15 protein-coding genes are annotated in these 16,435 nt (G+C 63.5%); 11 read left to right on the forward strand and 4 right to left on the reverse strand.

The window, feature by feature from the left end; all coding sequences use genetic code 11:
• Position 1: 1 nt before the first annotated feature.
• Complete coding sequence (locus AC0J42_RS00305; protein WP_473004994.1) at positions 2–565, reverse strand: gamma carbonic anhydrase family protein; 564 nt, start codon at positions 563–565, stop codon at positions 2–4.
• 89 nt (positions 566–654) lie between these two features.
• Between AC0J42_RS00305 and prlC the strand changes: the two genes are divergently transcribed.
• Positions 655–2,706, forward strand: coding sequence for an oligopeptidase A (gene prlC, locus AC0J42_RS00310; protein WP_473004995.1), 2,052 nt, complete (start codon positions 655–657; stop codon positions 2,704–2,706).
• Positions 2,703–2,984, forward strand: coding sequence for a YheV family putative zinc ribbon protein (locus tag AC0J42_RS00315; protein ID WP_416421706.1), 282 nt, complete (start codon positions 2,703–2,705; stop codon positions 2,982–2,984). Before prlC ends, AC0J42_RS00315 begins: the two co-directional genes overlap by 4 nt.
• On the opposite strand, the gene AC0J42_RS00320 is transcribed toward AC0J42_RS00315, so the two are convergent.
• A complete protein-coding gene (locus AC0J42_RS00320; RefSeq protein ID WP_416421707.1) occupies positions 2,981–3,622 on the reverse strand; it encodes a phosphatase domain-containing protein in 642 nt (213 codons plus the stop codon). The two genes, AC0J42_RS00315 and AC0J42_RS00320, sit on opposite strands and share 4 nt — an antisense overlap.
• 322 nt (positions 3,623–3,944) lie before the next feature.
• Between AC0J42_RS00320 and AC0J42_RS00325 the strand changes: the two genes are divergently transcribed.
• From AC0J42_RS00325 to AC0J42_RS00340, 4 genes are all read left to right on the forward strand, one after another.
• The gene (locus AC0J42_RS00325) at positions 3,945–4,685 is read left to right on the forward strand and encodes a gluconate 2-dehydrogenase subunit 3 family protein (RefSeq protein WP_416421708.1); all 741 of its coding nucleotides are present in this window, start codon (positions 3,945–3,947) and stop codon (positions 4,683–4,685) included.
• Positions 4,686–4,687: 2 nt separating this feature from the next.
• Positions 4,688–6,472, forward strand: coding sequence for a GMC family oxidoreductase (locus AC0J42_RS00330; protein ID WP_416421709.1), 1,785 nt, complete (start codon positions 4,688–4,690; stop codon positions 6,470–6,472).
• Positions 6,473–6,484: 12 nt separating this feature from the next.
• Entirely contained in the window at positions 6,485–7,786 is a 1,302-nt protein-coding gene (locus AC0J42_RS00335) for a c-type cytochrome (protein WP_473004996.1), read from the forward strand.
• A 143-nt stretch (positions 7,787–7,929) separates the two neighbouring features.
• Positions 7,930–8,988, forward strand: coding sequence for a PA0069 family radical SAM protein (locus tag AC0J42_RS00340; RefSeq protein ID WP_416421711.1), 1,059 nt, complete (start codon positions 7,930–7,932; stop codon positions 8,986–8,988).
• A gap of 79 nt (positions 8,989–9,067) precedes the next feature.
• Here the strand turns inward: AC0J42_RS00340 and AC0J42_RS00345 are convergent, their stop codons facing one another.
• Positions 9,068–9,334 carry a type II toxin-antitoxin system RelB/DinJ family antitoxin gene (locus AC0J42_RS00345; protein WP_473004997.1) on the reverse strand — a complete coding sequence of 89 codons (267 nt, stop codon included), beginning with the start codon at positions 9,332–9,334 and terminating at the stop codon, positions 9,068–9,070.
• A gap of 329 nt (positions 9,335–9,663) precedes the next feature.
• Between AC0J42_RS00345 and AC0J42_RS00350 the strand changes: the two genes are divergently transcribed.
• Both AC0J42_RS00350 and AC0J42_RS00355 read left to right on the forward strand, forming a co-directional pair.
• Positions 9,664–10,383, forward strand: a complete 720-nt coding sequence (locus tag AC0J42_RS00350) for a carbonic anhydrase (protein ID WP_473004998.1) — start codon at positions 9,664–9,666, stop codon at positions 10,381–10,383.
• A 202-nt stretch (positions 10,384–10,585) separates the two neighbouring features.
• Complete coding sequence (locus AC0J42_RS00355; RefSeq protein ID WP_473004999.1) at positions 10,586–12,115, forward strand: SulP family inorganic anion transporter; 1,530 nt, start codon at positions 10,586–10,588, stop codon at positions 12,113–12,115.
• A 42-nt stretch (positions 12,116–12,157) separates the two neighbouring features.
• Here the strand turns inward: AC0J42_RS00355 and AC0J42_RS00360 are convergent, their stop codons facing one another.
• Entirely contained in the window at positions 12,158–12,796 is a 639-nt protein-coding gene (locus AC0J42_RS00360) for a hypothetical protein (RefSeq protein ID WP_416421714.1), read from the reverse strand.
• 327 nt (positions 12,797–13,123) lie between these two features.
• Here AC0J42_RS00360 and coxB point away from each other — a divergent pair, with 327 nt between their 5' ends.
• The 3 genes from coxB to AC0J42_RS00375 are packed head-to-tail and all read left to right on the forward strand — an operon-like array spanning position 13,124 to position 16,408.
• The gene (gene coxB / locus AC0J42_RS00365; RefSeq protein ID WP_416421715.1) at positions 13,124–14,251 is read left to right on the forward strand and encodes a cytochrome c oxidase subunit II; all 1,128 of its coding nucleotides are present in this window, start codon (positions 13,124–13,126) and stop codon (positions 14,249–14,251) included.
• A 34-nt stretch (positions 14,252–14,285) separates the two neighbouring features.
• Complete coding sequence (gene ctaD, locus AC0J42_RS00370; RefSeq protein ID WP_416421716.1) at positions 14,286–15,878, forward strand: cytochrome c oxidase subunit I; 1,593 nt, start codon at positions 14,286–14,288, stop codon at positions 15,876–15,878.
• Positions 15,875–16,408, forward strand: coding sequence for a cytochrome c oxidase assembly protein (locus AC0J42_RS00375; RefSeq protein ID WP_416421717.1), 534 nt, complete (start codon positions 15,875–15,877; stop codon positions 16,406–16,408). Before ctaD ends, AC0J42_RS00375 begins: the two co-directional genes overlap by 4 nt.
• Positions 16,409–16,435: the final 27 nt, after the last annotated feature.

Genomic DNA, 16,435 nt, shown 5'->3' on the forward strand with positions numbered 1-16,435 from the left:
ATCAGTCGGTGGACAGCGGGTTGGGGCTGGCGAAGCCGGCCTCCAGGTGCTGGTCCTTGAGTTTCACGTAGTTGCCGGCGGTGTAGGTGAAGAAGCTGCGCTCCTTGTCGGTCAGCGGGCGCGCCTGCTTCACCGGGCTGCCCACGTACAGGAAGCCACTTTCCAGGCGCTTGCCCGGTGGTACCAGGCTGCCGGCGCCGATGATGACCTCGTCTTCCACCACGGCGCCGTCCATGACCGTGCTGCCCATGCCGATCAGGATGCGGCTGCCCACGGTGCAGCCGTGCAGCATCACCTTGTGGCCGATGGTCACGTCGTCGCCGATGATCAGCGGGAAGCCGTCGGGGTTGAAGGGCCCGGCGTGGGTGATGTGCAGCACGCTGGCATCCTGCACGCTGGTGCGCGCGCCGATGCGGATGCGGTGCATGTCGCCGCGGATCACGGTCATGGGCCACACCGAACTGTCCTCGCCGATTTCGACATCGCCGATGACAACCGCCGAACGGTCGACAAACGCCCGCGCGCCCACCTGGGGCGTGTGCTGCTGGAAAGTGCGAATGGCCACGATAGGCTCCTTCTCTGGCGTTGATAGCTGCGGTCAGCGCCGATTGTAATTAAGATGGGCTGGTGTTTCTTCAGCCAAGGTGTGTATCCGTGAGCGCGACCAACCCGCTACTGCAGTCTTATGACCTGCCACCGTTCTCGGCGATCCGTGCCGAGCACGTACAGCCGGCGATTGAACAGATCCTGGCCGACAACCGTGCGGCGATCGCCAAGATTCTCGAAACCCAGGCCAAGCAGCCTACCTGGGCCGGCCTGGTACTGGCCATGGACGAGCTCAACGACCGCCTCGGCGCGGCCTGGAGCCCAGTCAGCCACCTTAACGCAGTCTGCAACAGCCCGGAACTGCGCCAGGCGTATGAAGCCTGCCTGCCGGCCCTGAGCGCCTACTCCACCGAGATGGGCCAGAACCGCGAGCTGTTCAAGGCCTATGAAGCGCTGGCCAACGGCCCGGAAGCGGCGTCCTTCGACGTGGCGCAAAAAACCATCCTCGAGCATTCGCTGCGCGACTTCCGCCTGTCGGGTATCGACCTGCCGCCCGAGCAGCAGCAGCGCTACGCCGAAGTGCAGAGCAAACTGTCGGAGCTGGGCAGCAAGTTCTCCAACCAGCTGCTGGACGCCACCCAGGCCTGGACCAAGCACGTCACTGACGAAGCGGCCCTGGCCGGCCTGACCGACTCGGCCAAGGCGCAAATGGCTGCCGCCGCCAAGGCCAAGGGCCTGGACGGCTGGCTGATCAGCCTGGAATTCCCCAGCTACTACGCGGTGATGACCTACGCCCAGGACCGTGCCCTGCGCGAGGAAATCTACGCTGCCTACTGCACCCGCGCCTCGGACCAGGGCCCCAACGCCGGCCAGAATGACAACGGCCCGGTGATGGAACAGATCCTCGACCTGCGCCAGGAACTGGCCAGGCTGCTGGGCTACGCAAGCTTCGCCGAGCTGAGCCTGGCCACCAAGATGGCCGAGTCCAGCGACCAGGTGCTGGGTTTCCTGCGCGACCTGGCCAAGCGCAGCAAGCCGTTCGCCGCGCAAGACCTGGCCCAGCTCAAGGCCTACGCCGCCGAGCAGGGCTGCCCGGATCTGCAAAGCTGGGACAGCGGTTTCTACGGTGAAAAACTGCGTGAGCAACGCTACAGCGTCTCCCAGGAAGCGCTGCGCGCCTACTTCCCGATCGACAAGGTGCTGACCGGCCTGTTCGCCATCGTCCAGCGCCTGTACGGCATCGAAATCGCCGAGCAGACCGGCTTCGACACCTGGCACCCGGACGTGCGCCTGTTCGAGATCAAGGAAAACGGCAAGCACGTGGGCCGCTTCTTCTTCGACCTGTACGCCCGCGCCAACAAGCGTGGCGGTGCCTGGATGGACGGCGCCCGTGACCACCGCCGCACCGCCGATGGCGCGCTGCAAAGCCCGGTGGCTAACCTGGTGTGCAACTTCACCCCGGCCGATGCTGGCAAGCCAGCGCTGCTGACCCACGACGAAGTGACCACCCTGTTCCACGAGTTCGGCCATGGCCTGCACCACCTGCTGACCCGCGTCGAGCACGCTGGCGTGTCGGGTATCAATGGCGTGGCGTGGGATGCGGTCGAGCTGCCAAGCCAGTTCATGGAAAACTGGTGCTGGGAGCCTGAAGGCCTGGCGCTGATTTCCGGTCACTACGAAAGCGGCGACGCCCTGCCCCAGGACCTGCTGGGAAAAATGCTGGCGGCGAAAAACTTCCAGTCTGGCCTGATGATGGTGCGCCAGCTGGAATTCTCGCTGTTCGACTTCGAACTGCACGCCACCCACGGCGATGGCCGCGGCGTGCTGCAGGTGCTCGAAGGCGTGCGCGACGAGGTCTCGGTCATGCGCCCACCGGCGTACAACCGCTTCCCCAACAGCTTCGCGCACATCTTCGCCGGCGGTTACGCGGCGGGCTACTACAGCTACAAGTGGGCCGAAGTGCTGTCGGCGGACGCGTTCTCGCGTTTCGAGGAAGAAGGCGTGCTCAACGAAGCCACTGGCCGCGCATTCCGCGAAGCCATCCTGGCGCGTGGCGGTTCCCAGGAGCCGATGGTGCTGTTCGTCGACTTCCGCGGCCGCGAGCCGTCGATTGATGCACTCTTGCGCCATAGCGGCCTGAGTGAGGACGCGGCAGCATGAGTGAAGTGACCGTGATCAAGACCAAGAAACGCTTCATCGCCGGGGCGGTCTGCCCGGCGTGCAGCGAGTCCGACAAGTTGATGATGTGGAGCGAGGACGAGGTGCCGCACCGCGAGTGCGTGGCCTGCGGCTACAGCGACACGCTGAACGCCCAGGGTCAGTCGATTCCCAGCGAGCTGGGAACGCGGGTCAACCAGGCCGCGCCGAAGGTGGCCAACCCGAAAGTGCAGACGGTGCAGTTCTTCCCCAACCCCAAGTTGAAGAAGCCCCAGGCTTAGATCAACGCCTTGAACAGCCCCTTGACCGCGCACGCGGCCAGGGGGTTGGTGCTGCACGCCCCGCTGGCCAGGGCGTTGCGCACGCTTTCCACGTCAACGCCATTGATGTAGTCGATACCGTATTTCATCCGCTTGAGGTCGCCGAACCCGCCTTGGGTCATCTCGGCCACCGCGTCCTGCTTGCTCCAGCCCTGCACCACCACCCGGTACATTGCCGACACCAGGCCGGTGCGGTCCATGCCGTGCTTGCAATGAATCAGCACCGGGCCCTTGGCCTGGGCCTCCTGGATGGCCCGCAACGCCGCGATGATCTGCGCGTCATCGGCGTGCACGGTGCGCATCGGCAGTTGCACCCGGTTGATCTGCGGCTCCTTGAGCCAGGTTTCATCCGACTCGGGGAGGAAACTGACCACGGTCTTGATCTGCAGTTTGCCCAGCAACGGCACCGCCTGTTCGTCAGGCAGGGCGCTGCGGTACAGCGTGGGGCTCATCTGGTACAGGTTGTAGTGCGGCTCCACCGATTGCGCCCACTGCGCCGGGCGCGGGGCCACGTCCACGCTGGGCTCGCCGGCGAAGCAGGTGGTGGCCAGGCTCAACGACAGCGGCAGGCAAAACAACAGACGGCGCAGCAAAGACATGGCAGATCCGGATGGGCGGTGGGCTTATGGGGCGCAAGAATGGCCTCGATGGCGTGAAAGCTGTGTTGGGTGTTTGTAAAAACTTCGTATAAAAACCCTGTAAAACCGGGCTGAAACCGGTTACATTTTCGCTTCTCAAAACGCCTCTACGTAGGCTGAAGCAACACCCTGGCGTGCCGCCCAGACTCGATAAAACTAAAAAACGTCGCGATGTTCTTTACTAAGGGCAACGCGATGCCTGCCTGTGCAGCTCGATGAGCAATTCAAAACGATAAAGCAGCCCCAAGGCTGCGAATAATCCGTGATCGGATGAGGATCCCCCATGTCTGAGCAAGACCACGACAACCCGCGCCGGGATTTCCTGCGCAAGACTCTCACCCTGATACCCGTAGTGACCGTGGCCAGCACTGGCCTGGGCATGGGTGTGGGCGAGCTGATGGCCGCGCCGGAGAAAAAGCCCGAGCCCGCGCCAGTCAAGCCTGCGCAGGACTACCAGCCCAGCTACTTCACCGCCGAGGAGTGGGCGTTCGTCAACGCCGCCGTGGCGCGGCTGATCCCGGCCGACGACCTGGGCCCGGGCGCGCTGGAAGCCGGTGCGCCGGAATTCATCGACCGCCAGATGAACACCGCCTACGCCAGCGGTGCGTTGTGGTTCATGCAGGGCCCGTTCGTGGCCGACGCGCCGCCGGAAATGGGCTACCAGCTCAAGCTGGTGCCCAAGGAAATCTACCGCCTGGGCATCGCCGCCACCGACGCCTGGTGCAAGAAGCAGGCGGGCAAGGTGTTCGCCCAGCTGGATACCGCTGCCCAGGAAAGCGTGCTGACCAAGCTTGAGTCCGGCGAGATCCAGTTCGATGACGTGCCGTCCAAGGCGTTCTTCGCGCTGCTGATCCAGAACACCAAGGAAGGCTTCTTCAGCGACCCGGTGCACGGCGGCAATAAGGGGCTGGTGGGCTGGACCCTGGTGGGCTTCCCCGGCGCGCGCGCCGATTTCATGGACTGGGTTGAACGCAACGAGGCTTACCCCTTCCCGGCAGTATCCATTCGCGGCGAGAGGGCTTGAGCATGGCGACCGTATTGAAAAAAGTCGACGCCGTGATCGTCGGCTTCGGCTGGACTGGCGCAATCATGGCCAAGGAGCTGACCGAGGCCGGCCTGAACGTGGTGGCGCTGGAGCGCGGCCCGATGCAGGACACCTACCCGGACGGCAACTATCCCCAGGTCATTGATGAATTGACCTACAGCGTGCGCAAAAAACTCTTCCAGGACATTTCCAAGGAAACCGTCACCATTCGCCACAGCGTCAACGACGTGGCCCTGCCGAACCGCCAGCTGGGCGCGTTCCTGCCGGGCAAGGGCGTGGGCGGTGCCGGCCTGCACTGGTCGGGCGTGCACTTCCGGGTCGACCCTATCGAGTTGCGCATGCGCAGCCACTATGAAGAGCGCTACGGCAAGAACTTCATCCCCAAGGACATGACCATCCAGGACTTCGGCGTGACCTACGAGGAGCTGGAGCCGTTCTTCGACTTCTCGGAAAAGGTCTTCGGCACCTCCGGCACCGCCTGGTCGGTTAAGGGCCAGGTGGTGGGTGAAGGCAAGGGCGGCAACGCCTACGCGCCCGACCGTTCCAACCCGTTCCCGCTGGAAGCGCAGAAGAACGGCGTGTCGGCGATGCTGTTCCACAAGGCCGCCACCGAGTCGGGCTACAAGCCCTACAACCTGCCGTCTGCCAACACTTCGGGGCCGTACACCAACCCCTATGGCGCGCAGATGGGCCCGTGCAACTTCTGCGGTTTCTGCAGCGGCTATGTCTGCTACATGTATTCCAAGGCCTCGCCGAACGTGAACATCCTCCCGGCGCTGCGCCAGGAGCCCAAGTTCGAGCTGCGCACCAACGCCCACGTGCTGCGCGTGAACCTGACCGACGACAAGAAGCTGGCCACCGGCGTCAGCTACATCGACGCCCAGGGCCGCGAAGTGGAACAGCCGGCGGACCTGGTGATCCTCGGTGCGTTCCAGTTCAACAACGTGCGCCTGATGCTGCTGTCGGGCATCGGCAAGCCGTACGACCCGATCAGCGGCGAAGGCGTGGTGGGCCGCAACTTTGCCTACCAGAACATGGCCACGGTGAAGGCGTTCTTCGACAAGGACACCCACACCAACAATTTCATCGGCGCCGGCGGCAATGGCGTGGCGATCGATGACTTCAACGCCGACAACTTCGACCACGGCCCCCACGGCTTCGTCGGTGGCTCGCCGTTCTGGGTCAACCAGGCCGGTAGCCGCCCGATTGCCGGTACTTCCAACCCGCCGGGCACCCCGGCCTGGGGCAGCGCCTGGAAAAAGACCACGGCCGAGTACTACACCCACCAGGTGTCCATGGACGCCCACGGCGCGCACCAGTCCTACCGTGGCAACTACCTCGATCTCGACCCTACCTACAAGGATGCCTACGGCCTGCCGCTGCTGCGCATGACCTTCAACTGGCAGGAAAACGACATCAAGATGAACATGTTCATGGCCGACAAGCTGAGCAAGATCGCCAAGGCCATGAACCCCAAGTCCATCGCCATCCTGGGCAAGAAGGTCGGTGAGAAATTCAACACCGCCGCCTACCAGACCACGCACCTCAACGGCGGCGCGATCATGGGCACCGACCCCAAGACCAGCGCCATCAACCGTTACCTGCAGAGCTGGGACGTACACAACGTGTTCGTGCCGGGTGCCTCCGCCTTCCCACAAGGCCTGGGCTATAACCCTACCGGCCTGGTGGCAGCCCTGACCTACTGGTCGGCCAAGGCGATCCGCGAGCAGTACCTGAAGAACCCCGGCCCGCTGGTGCAGGCTTAAGGAGCGATGATCATGAGCAAACTGTTTATCGCATCCCTGGCCCTGGCCAGCCTGCCCGTTTGGGCAGCCGAACCTTCGTTCGACCCGGCCCTGGTGCAGAAAGGTGAATACCTGGCGCGCGCCGGCGACTGCGTGGCCTGCCACACCGCCAAGGGCGGCAAGCCCTTCGCCGGTGGCCTGCCGATGGAGACGCCGATCGGCACCATCTACTCCACCAACATCACCCCGGACAAGACCGGCATCGGCGAATATTCGTACGAAGACTTCGACCAGGCCGTGCGCCACGGCGTCGGCAAGAGCGGCAGCACTCTGTACCCGGCCATGCCCTACCCGTCCTACGCACGCGTCAGCGACGAAGACATGCAGGCCCTGTACGCCTACTTCATGAAAGGCGTGCAGCCGGTACCCCAGGAGAACAAGGACGTCGACATCCCCTGGCCGCTGAGCATGCGCTGGCCGCTGGCGATCTGGCGCGGGATGTTCGCGCCCAAGGTCGAGCCGTTCAAGGCCGCGGGCACGGATGAAAGCATCAACCGCGGCGCCTACCTGGTCGAGGGCCTGGGCCACTGTGGCGCCTGCCACACCCCGCGGGCCATCACCATGCAGGAAAAAGCCCTGAACCCGGCCGACGGCAAGGAGTTCCTGGCAGGTTCCGCGCCGCTTGAGGGCTGGATCGCCAAGAACCTGCGCGGCGACCACAAGGACGGCCTGGGCAGCTGGAGCGAAGCAGAGCTGGTGGCCTTCCTCAAGACCGGCCGCAGCGACCGTACCGCGGTGTTCGGCGGCATGAGCGACGTGGTCGAGCACAGCATGCAGTACATGAGCGACGCCGACCTGACCGCCATCGCCCGTTACCTGAAGTCGTTGCCGGCGGTGAATCCCGACGACAAGCCGCAGGTCTACGACAAGGCCGTGGCCGACGCGCTGTGGAAGGGCGACGACAGCAAGCCGGGTGCCTCGGTGTACATCGACAACTGCGCCGCCTGCCACCGCACCGACGGCAAGGGCTACACCCGCGTGTTCCCGGCCCTGGCCGGCAACCCGGTGCTGCAGACCGACGACCCGACGTCCTTGATCCACATCGTGCTCAAGGGCGGCACCCTGGTGGCCACCAAGACCGCGCCGTCGAACTTCACCATGCCGTCCTACGCCTGGCGCCTGTCGGACCAGGAAGTGGCGGACGTGGTGAACTTCATCCGCACCAGCTGGGGCAACCAGGGGTCGCAGGTGTCGGCGAAGGACGTGAAAGCGTTGCGCACCGATGACCTGAAGACCACCTCGGGGGATGACCTTGGGCAGGTGACCTCCAAGTAGTGCCCTGACGCCGCCTTCGGCAGCTGCTACAGACACCGTAGCAGCGGCCGCAGGCCGCGTCCCCGGCACCACCAGACTACCGGCCCTATCCAAACCCCCAGGTCTCGATGTACTGTATATAAATACAGCCTTGAGGCCCGCCCATGTCCACGCCCCTGCCCCCACGCGGCCGCGGCACCGCCGCCAACCCGCACAACCGCTTCGCCGCCCACCGCTCGGTGGCCGAGGACGACGGCTGGTACCAGGAAGTGCCTGTCACCCAGGGCACCGAAGTGCGCATCGAGACGGCCAAGAGCATCATCACCCGCAACAGCTCGCCCGACCTGCCCTTCGACCGCACCATCAACCCCTACCGCGGTTGCGAGCACGGCTGCATCTACTGCTATGCCCGCCCCAGCCATGCCTACTGGGACATGTCCCCCGGCCTGGACTTCGAAACCAAGCTGATCGCCAAGACCAACGCCGCGGCGCTGCTGGAGCAGCAGCTATCCAAGCGTGGCTATAAGGTGGCGCCGATCAACCTGGGCTCCAACACCGACCCCTACCAGCCCATCGAGCGCGAGCACAAGCTGACCCGCGCGGTGCTGGAGGTGCTGCTGCGCTACCGCCATCCCGTCACCATCGTCACCAAGGGCTCGCTGATACTGCGCGACCTGGACCTGCTCAGCGAACTGGCGAAGCTCAATCTGGTGTCGGTAATGATCAGCCTCACCACCCTCGACGACGAACTCAAGCGCACCCTGGAACCCCGCGCCGCCGCGCCCAAGGCGCGCCTGCGGGCCATTCGCGTGATGCGCGACGCTGGCATCCCGGTGGGCGTGCTGTGCTCGCCGATGATCCCCATGATCAACGACATGGAGCTGGAAAGCCTGTTGCGCGAGGCCAAGGCTGCCGGCGCCCTGACCGCCAGCTACATCATGGTGCGCCTGCCGCTGGAGGTGGCCCCGCTGTTCGAGGAATGGCTGCAGCAACACTACCCCCAGCGCGCCGAGCATGTGTTGAGCCTGATCCGCCAGAGCCGCGGCGGCGAACTGTACGACAGCCGCTTCGGCGCACGCTTTCGCGGCGAGGGGGTGTTCGCCGACTTGCTGGAACAGCGCTTCAGGGCAGGCATCAAGCGCCATGGGCTGGAGCGGCGCGAGGGGTATGCGCTGGATTGCACGGCGTTTTGCCCGCCGGGGGGGCAGATGTCGTTGTTGTGAAGTTGTAACTGGGGGTGAATGTAGGGTGTCGCGGCGATGCTTACATCATTAGGCTCGGGTCTTTTGCCGAGTAGCGCGCTTATATACCAAGGTCCTTGAAGAACGCCTCGGAGTTCTCGTACTCAGTGGCCACAGGATTGGAGTCCTGGTCCTCCATGATTTTGCGGGACCGGGCGTTAAGGGACGGCGCTTTTACCTGGAAAGGCAGCTCTTTGTTCTGGGCAACCTGAACCAGCATCATGCGAATTGCCTGGGAAATGGTCATGCCCATCTCTTCAAGCACGGCCGTCGCGTTCGCCTTTAGCTCGCTATCGATACGGGTCCTGACTACTTCGGTATTTGCCATGTCATCATTCCTGGGGAGCATGTTGTAGCTACAACGAGCTTACGCAATCAGCGTGAGGATGTACAGGCCAGGGAGCAGAGCGGGGTAAAAACACCGAGCAACGGCTGAAATCATACCCTTTTGCCATCACTTCGTAGCTTCCTGAAACACTTCAAACCCCCGCCCCAGAGCCTTCCATTCAGGTTGAATTAAGATTTCATCTCTACCTTGAATCCCACGTGACCCAATAGTCACTAAGCTGCATCAAACGCCTTGCATAGTTTCTTCTTGTAGGACGTTTTACCCCGTAAAATGGGAAAAATCCTTTAACCGACTCACGAGGACGAATCATGACCGACAAGGACTCTTCCCTGACCGAGCCGGCCGTCGAGGCTGAATCTGCGGAAGCTGCGTTGAAGACCATCGTCGATGGCTTCCTGCATTTTCATCACGAAGTGTTTCCGCAGCAGGAAGAACTGTTCAAGAAGCTCGCCACGGCCCAAACCCCGAGGGCGATGTTCATTACCTGCGCAGACTCGCGGATCGTGCCAGAGCTGATTACCCACAGCTCGCCGGGTGACCTGTTCGTGACCCGCAACGTGGGCAACGTGGTGCCGCCGTACGGGCAGATGAACGGTGGTGTTTCCACCGCCATCGAATACGCCGTGATGGCGTTGGGCGTGCACCACATCATCGTGTGCGGGCACTCGGACTGCGGCGCCATGCGCGCCGTGCTCAACCCGCACACGCTGGAAAAGATGCCGACGGTGAAGGCCTGGCTGCGTCACGCCGAGGTGGCCAAGACCGTGGTGCACGACAACTGCAACTGCGCCACCGAAGCCGAAAGCATGCAGGTACTGACCGAAGAGAACGTCATTGCCCAGCTGCAACACCTGCGCACCCACCCCTCGGTGGCCTCGCGCATGGCCGCCGGCCAGTTGTTCATCCATGGCTGGATCTACAGCATCGAGACCAGCGAAATCAAAGCCTATGATGCTGAGCGTGACTGCTTCGTCCCTCTGGACGGCTCCCTGCCGACACCGAGCGCAACGCCCAAAGGGCGCTTCTAAACGCTCGACCTTGCGATAAACGAGGCCTGAACGACGGCGTACTTCGGTACGCCGTCCGCCCCGTTGCCGTTATCGAAAACCATGTGAATGCCAGCCGGCCCTGCCAGACCGGTTGCGGGCAGCTGCACGCCCGAAAAAAGCCACAGGGTTTTCGACAGCGGCCATGGAATGGGTCCCAGGCACTATTTTCAGGAGAAACGTCATGAACATGACACAGTTGAAGGCGGTATTGCCGCGAGAGTTATTAGCGTCGGTGGTGGTGTTCCTGGTGGCGCTGCCACTGTGCATGGGCATCGCCATCGCGTCCGGCATGCCGCCGGCAAAAGGGTTGATCACCGGCATCATCGGTGGCGTGGTGGTGGGTTTCCTGGCGGGCTCGCCCCTGCAGGTCAGCGGGCCGGCAGCGGGCCTGGCGGTGTTGGTGTTCGAGCTGGTGCGCCAGCACGGCATGGCCATGCTGGGGCCGATCCTGTTGCTGGCGGGCTTCCTGCAGCTGCTGGCCGGGCGTTTCAAGCTGGGCTGCTGGTTTCGGGTTACAGCGCCGGCGGTGGTATACGGCATGCTCGCCGGTATCGGCGTGTTGATCGTCTTGTCCCAGGTGCATGTGATGCTCGACCGTACGCCGCAACCTTCCGGCATGCATAACCTGCTGGGCTTCCCCGGCGCGGTGGCCGAAGCGCTGCCGGTCATGGGCGGCGGCCTGGGCTGGCAGGCTGGCCTGCTGGGGCTGGGCACCATCGCCATCATGTTCGCCTGGGAGAAGCTGCGGCCCCAACGCCTGCGCTTCGTGCCGGGGGCGTTGCTGGGTGTTGGCGTGGCTACCGGCGTGAGCCTGTGGCTGGGCATGGCGGTGAAACGCGTGCAGGTGCCGGCCAATCTGGCCGAGGCCATCGACTGGCTGCGCCCTGCGGACTTGATGAGCCTGGCCGACCCGACCCTGCTGGTCGCCGCGTTCGCTGTGGCGTTTATCGCCAGCGCCGAGACCCTGCTGTCGGCAGCGGCCGTGGACCGCATGCACAACGGCGTGCGCTCGGATTTTGACCGCGAATTGTCCGCCCAGGGCGTGGGCAACATGCTTTGTGGCATCGTCGGCGCGCTGCCCATGACCGGGGTGATCGTGCGCAGCTCGGCCAACGTCCAGGCGGGTGCGCAGACGCGGCTGTCGGCGGTGTTGCATGGCGTGTGGCTGCTGGCGTTCGTGGTGGCACTGTCCAGCGTGCTGCAAAGCATTCCGGTGGCCAGCCTGGCGGGCGTGCTGGTGTACACCGGCTTCAAGCTGGTGGACCTCAAGGCGCTGCGCAGCCTGGGCCGCTATGGGCGGATGCCGATGTTCATCTACGGCGCGACGGCCTTGGCGATCATCTTCACCGACCTGCTGACCGGCGTGTTGCTGGGCTTTGCCCTGACCTTGCTGATGCTGGCGCTGAAGGCGGCGCGATTGAAGATCAACCTGGTGCCGCGCGGCGACGGTGAGCTGGAACTGCGCCTGACTGGCGCCGCCACCTTTCTCAAGGTGCCGGCGCTGACCCAGGTGCTGGATACCATTCCAGCGGGTAGCGTGGTGCATGTGCCGCTGGGCGGGCTGCGCTACATCGACCATTCCTGCCTGGAACTGCTGGAGGATTGGGGGCGGGCGAACCGCGCCAGTGGCTCGCGGTTGATCATCGAAAGCCGCGGGCTGAAGCGGCGTATCGAGGGGCAGATGCGCACTTCGGCCGGGGTAAACGCCTGACGTATCCCCGTAGCAGTGGCCGCAAGGCCGCGTCATGGGGCCTTAATTCAGATCCAGCTCCAGCCCGAACTGCCGCGACAGGCACGGCCACTGGCTCCAGGCCTCGCCGGTTTCCTTGGCCGACAGCTTGTCGCGGTACTGCTCCACCGACTCCAGCGCGAAGCTTTCGTCGTTGAGCATGTTGTCCACCGAATGGTGCACCACCTCGTCCAGCTGGTTGGCAAACGCCTCGCCGATCAGCTGGTGGGCAATCAGGTTGGCCACCGTGGTATCCAGCGGAATCAGCGGCTGCTGGAAGTGCTTGATGTACAGGTCGTTCACCTCTTCCACCAGGCGGTGCGCCAGGTAGGCTTCATCCAGCAGGCAGTCCAGGCCTTCGTGTCCGTTCAATTCCTTTGGCGGCTGGATGAAGTAATGTTCGGCGATTTTCAGCACCGGCTTGATCTGCGACTCGATGCCGGCCTTGACCGCGACATCGTTTGCGGCGTCGAGCATGTCAGGGACCTGGTCGATGTAGGCCTTGACGAACCGGGTCAGCACGCCCTGGCGATCAGCTTCGGGAAGCTGGATGGCGGGGTGCAGGTGGGGAAGCTGTTTTTCCAGTTGCTGGGTCAGATGGCCGGTGTCGGCCTCGTGTTGATGGGCACGTTGGATCTGCTCGCGCAATGCGGCGGTGTTCATGAAGACTCCAGGAAGGAACGATTTCAAACGGAAGACCTAGGGTAGCTGGGTTCTGACGCCGCCTAAGACGCATTTGTCATAATTATTTAACCTTTATATGGAACGGCTATAACGGCCTGTGGTCACCTGCTAGGAAATTTTCATTTCCGGCCTTTCATTGCACCCCTAGGGGTGCTGTCTATACTCGCCTTAGTAACGCGTTGCCTGATGCCCGACTGCAAGCGCAGCAAGGCCCCGGCCGTTGAAGTTCGTAGTCTTGACCGCCGCTCCCTTAGCCGTGGGCTTGCAAAGCCTGGGGTAGAACAAGAACGATAAGGGGAACCCGCGATGATGCGACATCCACATGTCTGGATGGGCCTAGCGCTGTGGTCGACATTCACACCTGCCCACGCTGCCTGGACCACCAACATGGCCCCCGGCGTGACGTACATCAGCAACCAGGTCTTCGACCTGCACATGACCATCTTCTGGATCTGCGTGGTCATCGGCATCGTGGTGTTCGGCGTGATGTTCTGGTCGATGGTCATCCACCGCCGCTCCACTGGCCAGGTCGCCGCGCATTTCCACGAAAGCACCAAGGTGGAAATCCTCTGGACCGTCATACCGCTGGTCATCCTCGTGGTCATGGCGATTCCGGCCACCCGCACCCTCATCCGCATGTACGACACCAGCGAGCCCGACCTGGACATCCAGATCACCGGCTACCAGTGGAAGTGGCACTACAAGTACCTGGGCCAGGACGTGGAATTCTTCAGCAACCTGGCCACGCCCCAGGAGCAGATCCACAACCAGGCGCCCAAGGACGAGCACTACCTGCTGGAAGTGGACAACCCGCTGGTGCTGCCGGTGGGCAAGAAGATCCGCTTCCTGGTCACCGGCGCCGACGTCATCCATTCCTGGTGGGTGCCGGCCTTCGCGGTAAAGCGCGACGCCATCCCCGGCTTCATCAACGAGGCCTGGACGCGCATCGACAAGCCGGGCATCTACCGCGGCCAGTGCAGCGAACTGTGCGGCAAGGACCATGGCTTCATGCCCATCGTGGTGGAAGCCAAGACCCAGGCCGACTTCGACACCTGGATGGGCGAGCGCAAGGCCGAGGCGGCCAAGCTGAAAGAGCTGACCAGCAAGGAATGGACCCTGCAGGAACTGGTGGAACGTGGCGACAAGGTCTACCACACCACCTGCGTCGCCTGTCACCAGGCCGAGGGCCAGGGCCTGCCGCCGATGTTCCCGTCGCTCAAGGGATCGCCTATCGCTACCGGGCCGAAGGAAGGCCACCTCAACCGGGTGTACTTCGGCAAGCCGGGCACCGCCATGGCTGCCTTCGGCAAGCAGCTCTCGGAAGTGGATATCGCCGCCGTGGTGACCTACGAACGCAACGCCTGGGGCAACAACAAGGGTGACATGGTCACGCCCCAGGACGTGCTGGCATTGAAACAGGCCCAAGCCAAATGAACCGGGCAAGCGTGCTTGCCCAGGGAGACAGGACATGAGTGCAGTGATCGATGATCATGGCCACGCCGGGGCCGACCACGCCCACGGCCCGGCCAAGGGCCTGATGCGCTGGGTGCTGACCACCAACCACAAGGACATCGGTACCTTGTACCTGTGGTTCAGCTTCTGCATGTTCCTGCTCGGTGGCTCTTTCGCCATGGTCATCCGCGCCGAGCTGTTCCAGCCCGGCCTGCAGATCGTGGAGCCGGCGTTCTTCAACCAGATGACCACCATGCACGGCCTGGTGATGGTGTTCGGCGCGGTGATGCCAGCGTTCGTCGGCCTGGCCAACTGGATGATCCCGCTGATGATCGGTGCGCCGGACATGGCCCTGCCGCGCATGAATAACTTCAGTTTCTGGCTGCTGCCGGCGGCCTTCCTGCTGCTGGTGTCAACCCTGTTCAGCCCAGGTGGCGGCCCCAACTTCGGCTGGACCTTCTACGCGCCGCTGTCCACCACCTATGCGCCGGCCAGCGTGACCTTCTTCATCTTCGCTATCCACCTGATGGGCATCAGCTCGATCATGGGCGCCATCAACATCATTGCCACCATCCTCAACCTGCGCGCCCCCGGCATGACCCTGATGAAAATGCCGCTGTTCGTGTGGACCTGGCTGATCACTGCGTTCCTGCTGATCGCGGTGATGCCGGTGCTGGCCGGGTGCGTGACCATGATGCTGATGGATATCCACTTCGGCACCAGCTTTTTCAGCGCCGCTGGTGGCGGCGACCCGGTGCTGTTCCAGCACGTGTTCTGGTTCTTCGGCCACCCCGAGGTCTACATCATGATCCTGCCGGCCTTTGGCGCCATCAGCTCGATCATCCCGGCGTTCTCGCGCAAGCCGCTGTTCGGCTACACCTCCATGGTCTACGCCACGGCCAGCATCGCCTTCCTGTCATTCCTGGTGTGGGCGCACCACATGTTCGTGGTGGGCATCCCGCTGGTGGGCGAACTGTTCTTCATGTACGCCACCATGCTGATCGCCGTGCCCACCGGGGTGAAGGTGTTCAACTGGGTGAGCACCATGTGGCAGGGCTCGCTGACCTTCGAGACCCCCATGCTGTTCGCCGTGGCCTTCGTGATCCTGTTCACCATCGGCGGTTTTTCCGGGCTGATGCTGGCCATCGCACCGGCCGACTTCCAGTACCAAGACACCTACTTCGTGGTAGCGCACTTCCACTACGTGCTGGTGCCCGGGGCCATCTTCGGGATTTTTGCCTCGGCGTATTACTGGCTGCCGAAGTGGACCGGGCACATGTATGACGAAACCCTGGGCAAGCTGCACTTCTGGCTGTCGTTCATCGGCATGAATATGGCCTTCTTCCCCATGCACTTCGTGGGGCTGGCCGGCATGCCGCGGCGGGTGCCGGACTACAACCTGCAGTTCGCCAACTTCAACATGGTCTCGTCCATCGGCGCGTTCACCTTTGGCGCCACGCAGATCTTCTTCCTGTTCATCGTGATCAAGACCATCCGCGGCGGCCCCCCTGCCCCGGCCAAACCTTGGGATGGCGCCGAGGGCCTGGAATGGACCATTCCATCGCCTGCCCCCTACCACACCTTCACCACGCCGCCGGAGGTGAAATGAACACCCGCCGCCTGGTGCCACGGCTGTTGCTGGTGGTGGCGCTGATGTTCGCCTTCGGCTTCGCCCTGGTGCCGCTGTACGACGTGATGTGCAAGGCGTTCGGCATCAACGGCAAGACCGCCGGGCAGTACGAGGGCAGCCAGGTGGTGGACGCCACGCGCGAGGTGCGCGTGCAGTTCCTGCCCACCAACAACGCCGACATGGTCTGGGAGTTCTACTCCATGGCGCCGGAGGTGACCGTGCACCCCGGGGCGGTCACGCAGATGCTGTTCGTGGCGCGCAACCCCACCGACCATGCCATGAGCGCCCAAGCGGTGCCCAGCATCGCGCCTTCCGAGGCGGCGCAGTATTTCCACAAGACCGAGTGCTTCTGTTTTACCCAGCAGGTACTGGACCCCGGCGAGCGTATCGAGATGCCGGTGCGGTTCATTGTCGATCGTGACCTGCCCAAGGACATCAAGCACCTGACGCTGGCCTACACGCTCTTCGACATCACCGCCCGCCACCCGCCCATCAAGACCGGCAGCTAAGGGCGGGCACCTGCAACAACGGAGACC

Source organism: Pseudomonas sp. Tav-5-1A (assembly GCF_055755055.1).

Bases quoted from the DNA above. Each gene is read 5' to 3' on its own strand.
- AC0J42_RS00355 (WP_473004999.1), top strand. From the start codon at position 10,586: ATGAACATGACACAGTTGAAGGCGGTATTGCCGCGAGAGTTATTAGCG.
- coxB (WP_416421715.1), top strand. From the start codon at position 13,124: ATGATGCGACATCCACATGTCTGGATGGGCCTAGCGCTGTGGTCGACA.
- AC0J42_RS00325 (WP_416421708.1), top strand. From the start codon at position 3,945: ATGTCTGAGCAAGACCACGACAACCCGCGCCGGGATTTCCTGCGCAAG.
- AC0J42_RS00330 (WP_416421709.1), top strand. From the start codon at position 4,688: ATGGCGACCGTATTGAAAAAAGTCGACGCCGTGATCGTCGGCTTCGGC.
- AC0J42_RS00335 (WP_473004996.1), top strand. From the start codon at position 6,485: ATGAGCAAACTGTTTATCGCATCCCTGGCCCTGGCCAGCCTGCCCGTT.
- AC0J42_RS00320 (WP_416421707.1), bottom strand. From the start codon at position 3,622: ATGTCTTTGCTGCGCCGTCTGTTGTTTTGCCTGCCGCTGTCGTTGAGC.
- AC0J42_RS00375 (WP_416421717.1), top strand. From the start codon at position 15,875: ATGAACACCCGCCGCCTGGTGCCACGGCTGTTGCTGGTGGTGGCGCTG.
- ctaD (WP_416421716.1), top strand. From the start codon at position 14,286: ATGAGTGCAGTGATCGATGATCATGGCCACGCCGGGGCCGACCACGCC.
- AC0J42_RS00350 (WP_473004998.1), top strand. From the start codon at position 9,664: ATGACCGACAAGGACTCTTCCCTGACCGAGCCGGCCGTCGAGGCTGAA.
- AC0J42_RS00345 (WP_473004997.1), bottom strand. From the start codon at position 9,334: ATGGCAAATACCGAAGTAGTCAGGACCCGTATCGATAGCGAGCTAAAG.
- AC0J42_RS00340 (WP_416421711.1), top strand. From the start codon at position 7,930: ATGTCCACGCCCCTGCCCCCACGCGGCCGCGGCACCGCCGCCAACCCG.
- AC0J42_RS00360 (WP_416421714.1), bottom strand. From the start codon at position 12,796: ATGAACACCGCCGCATTGCGCGAGCAGATCCAACGTGCCCATCAACAC.
- AC0J42_RS00315 (WP_416421706.1), top strand. From the start codon at position 2,703: ATGAGTGAAGTGACCGTGATCAAGACCAAGAAACGCTTCATCGCCGGG.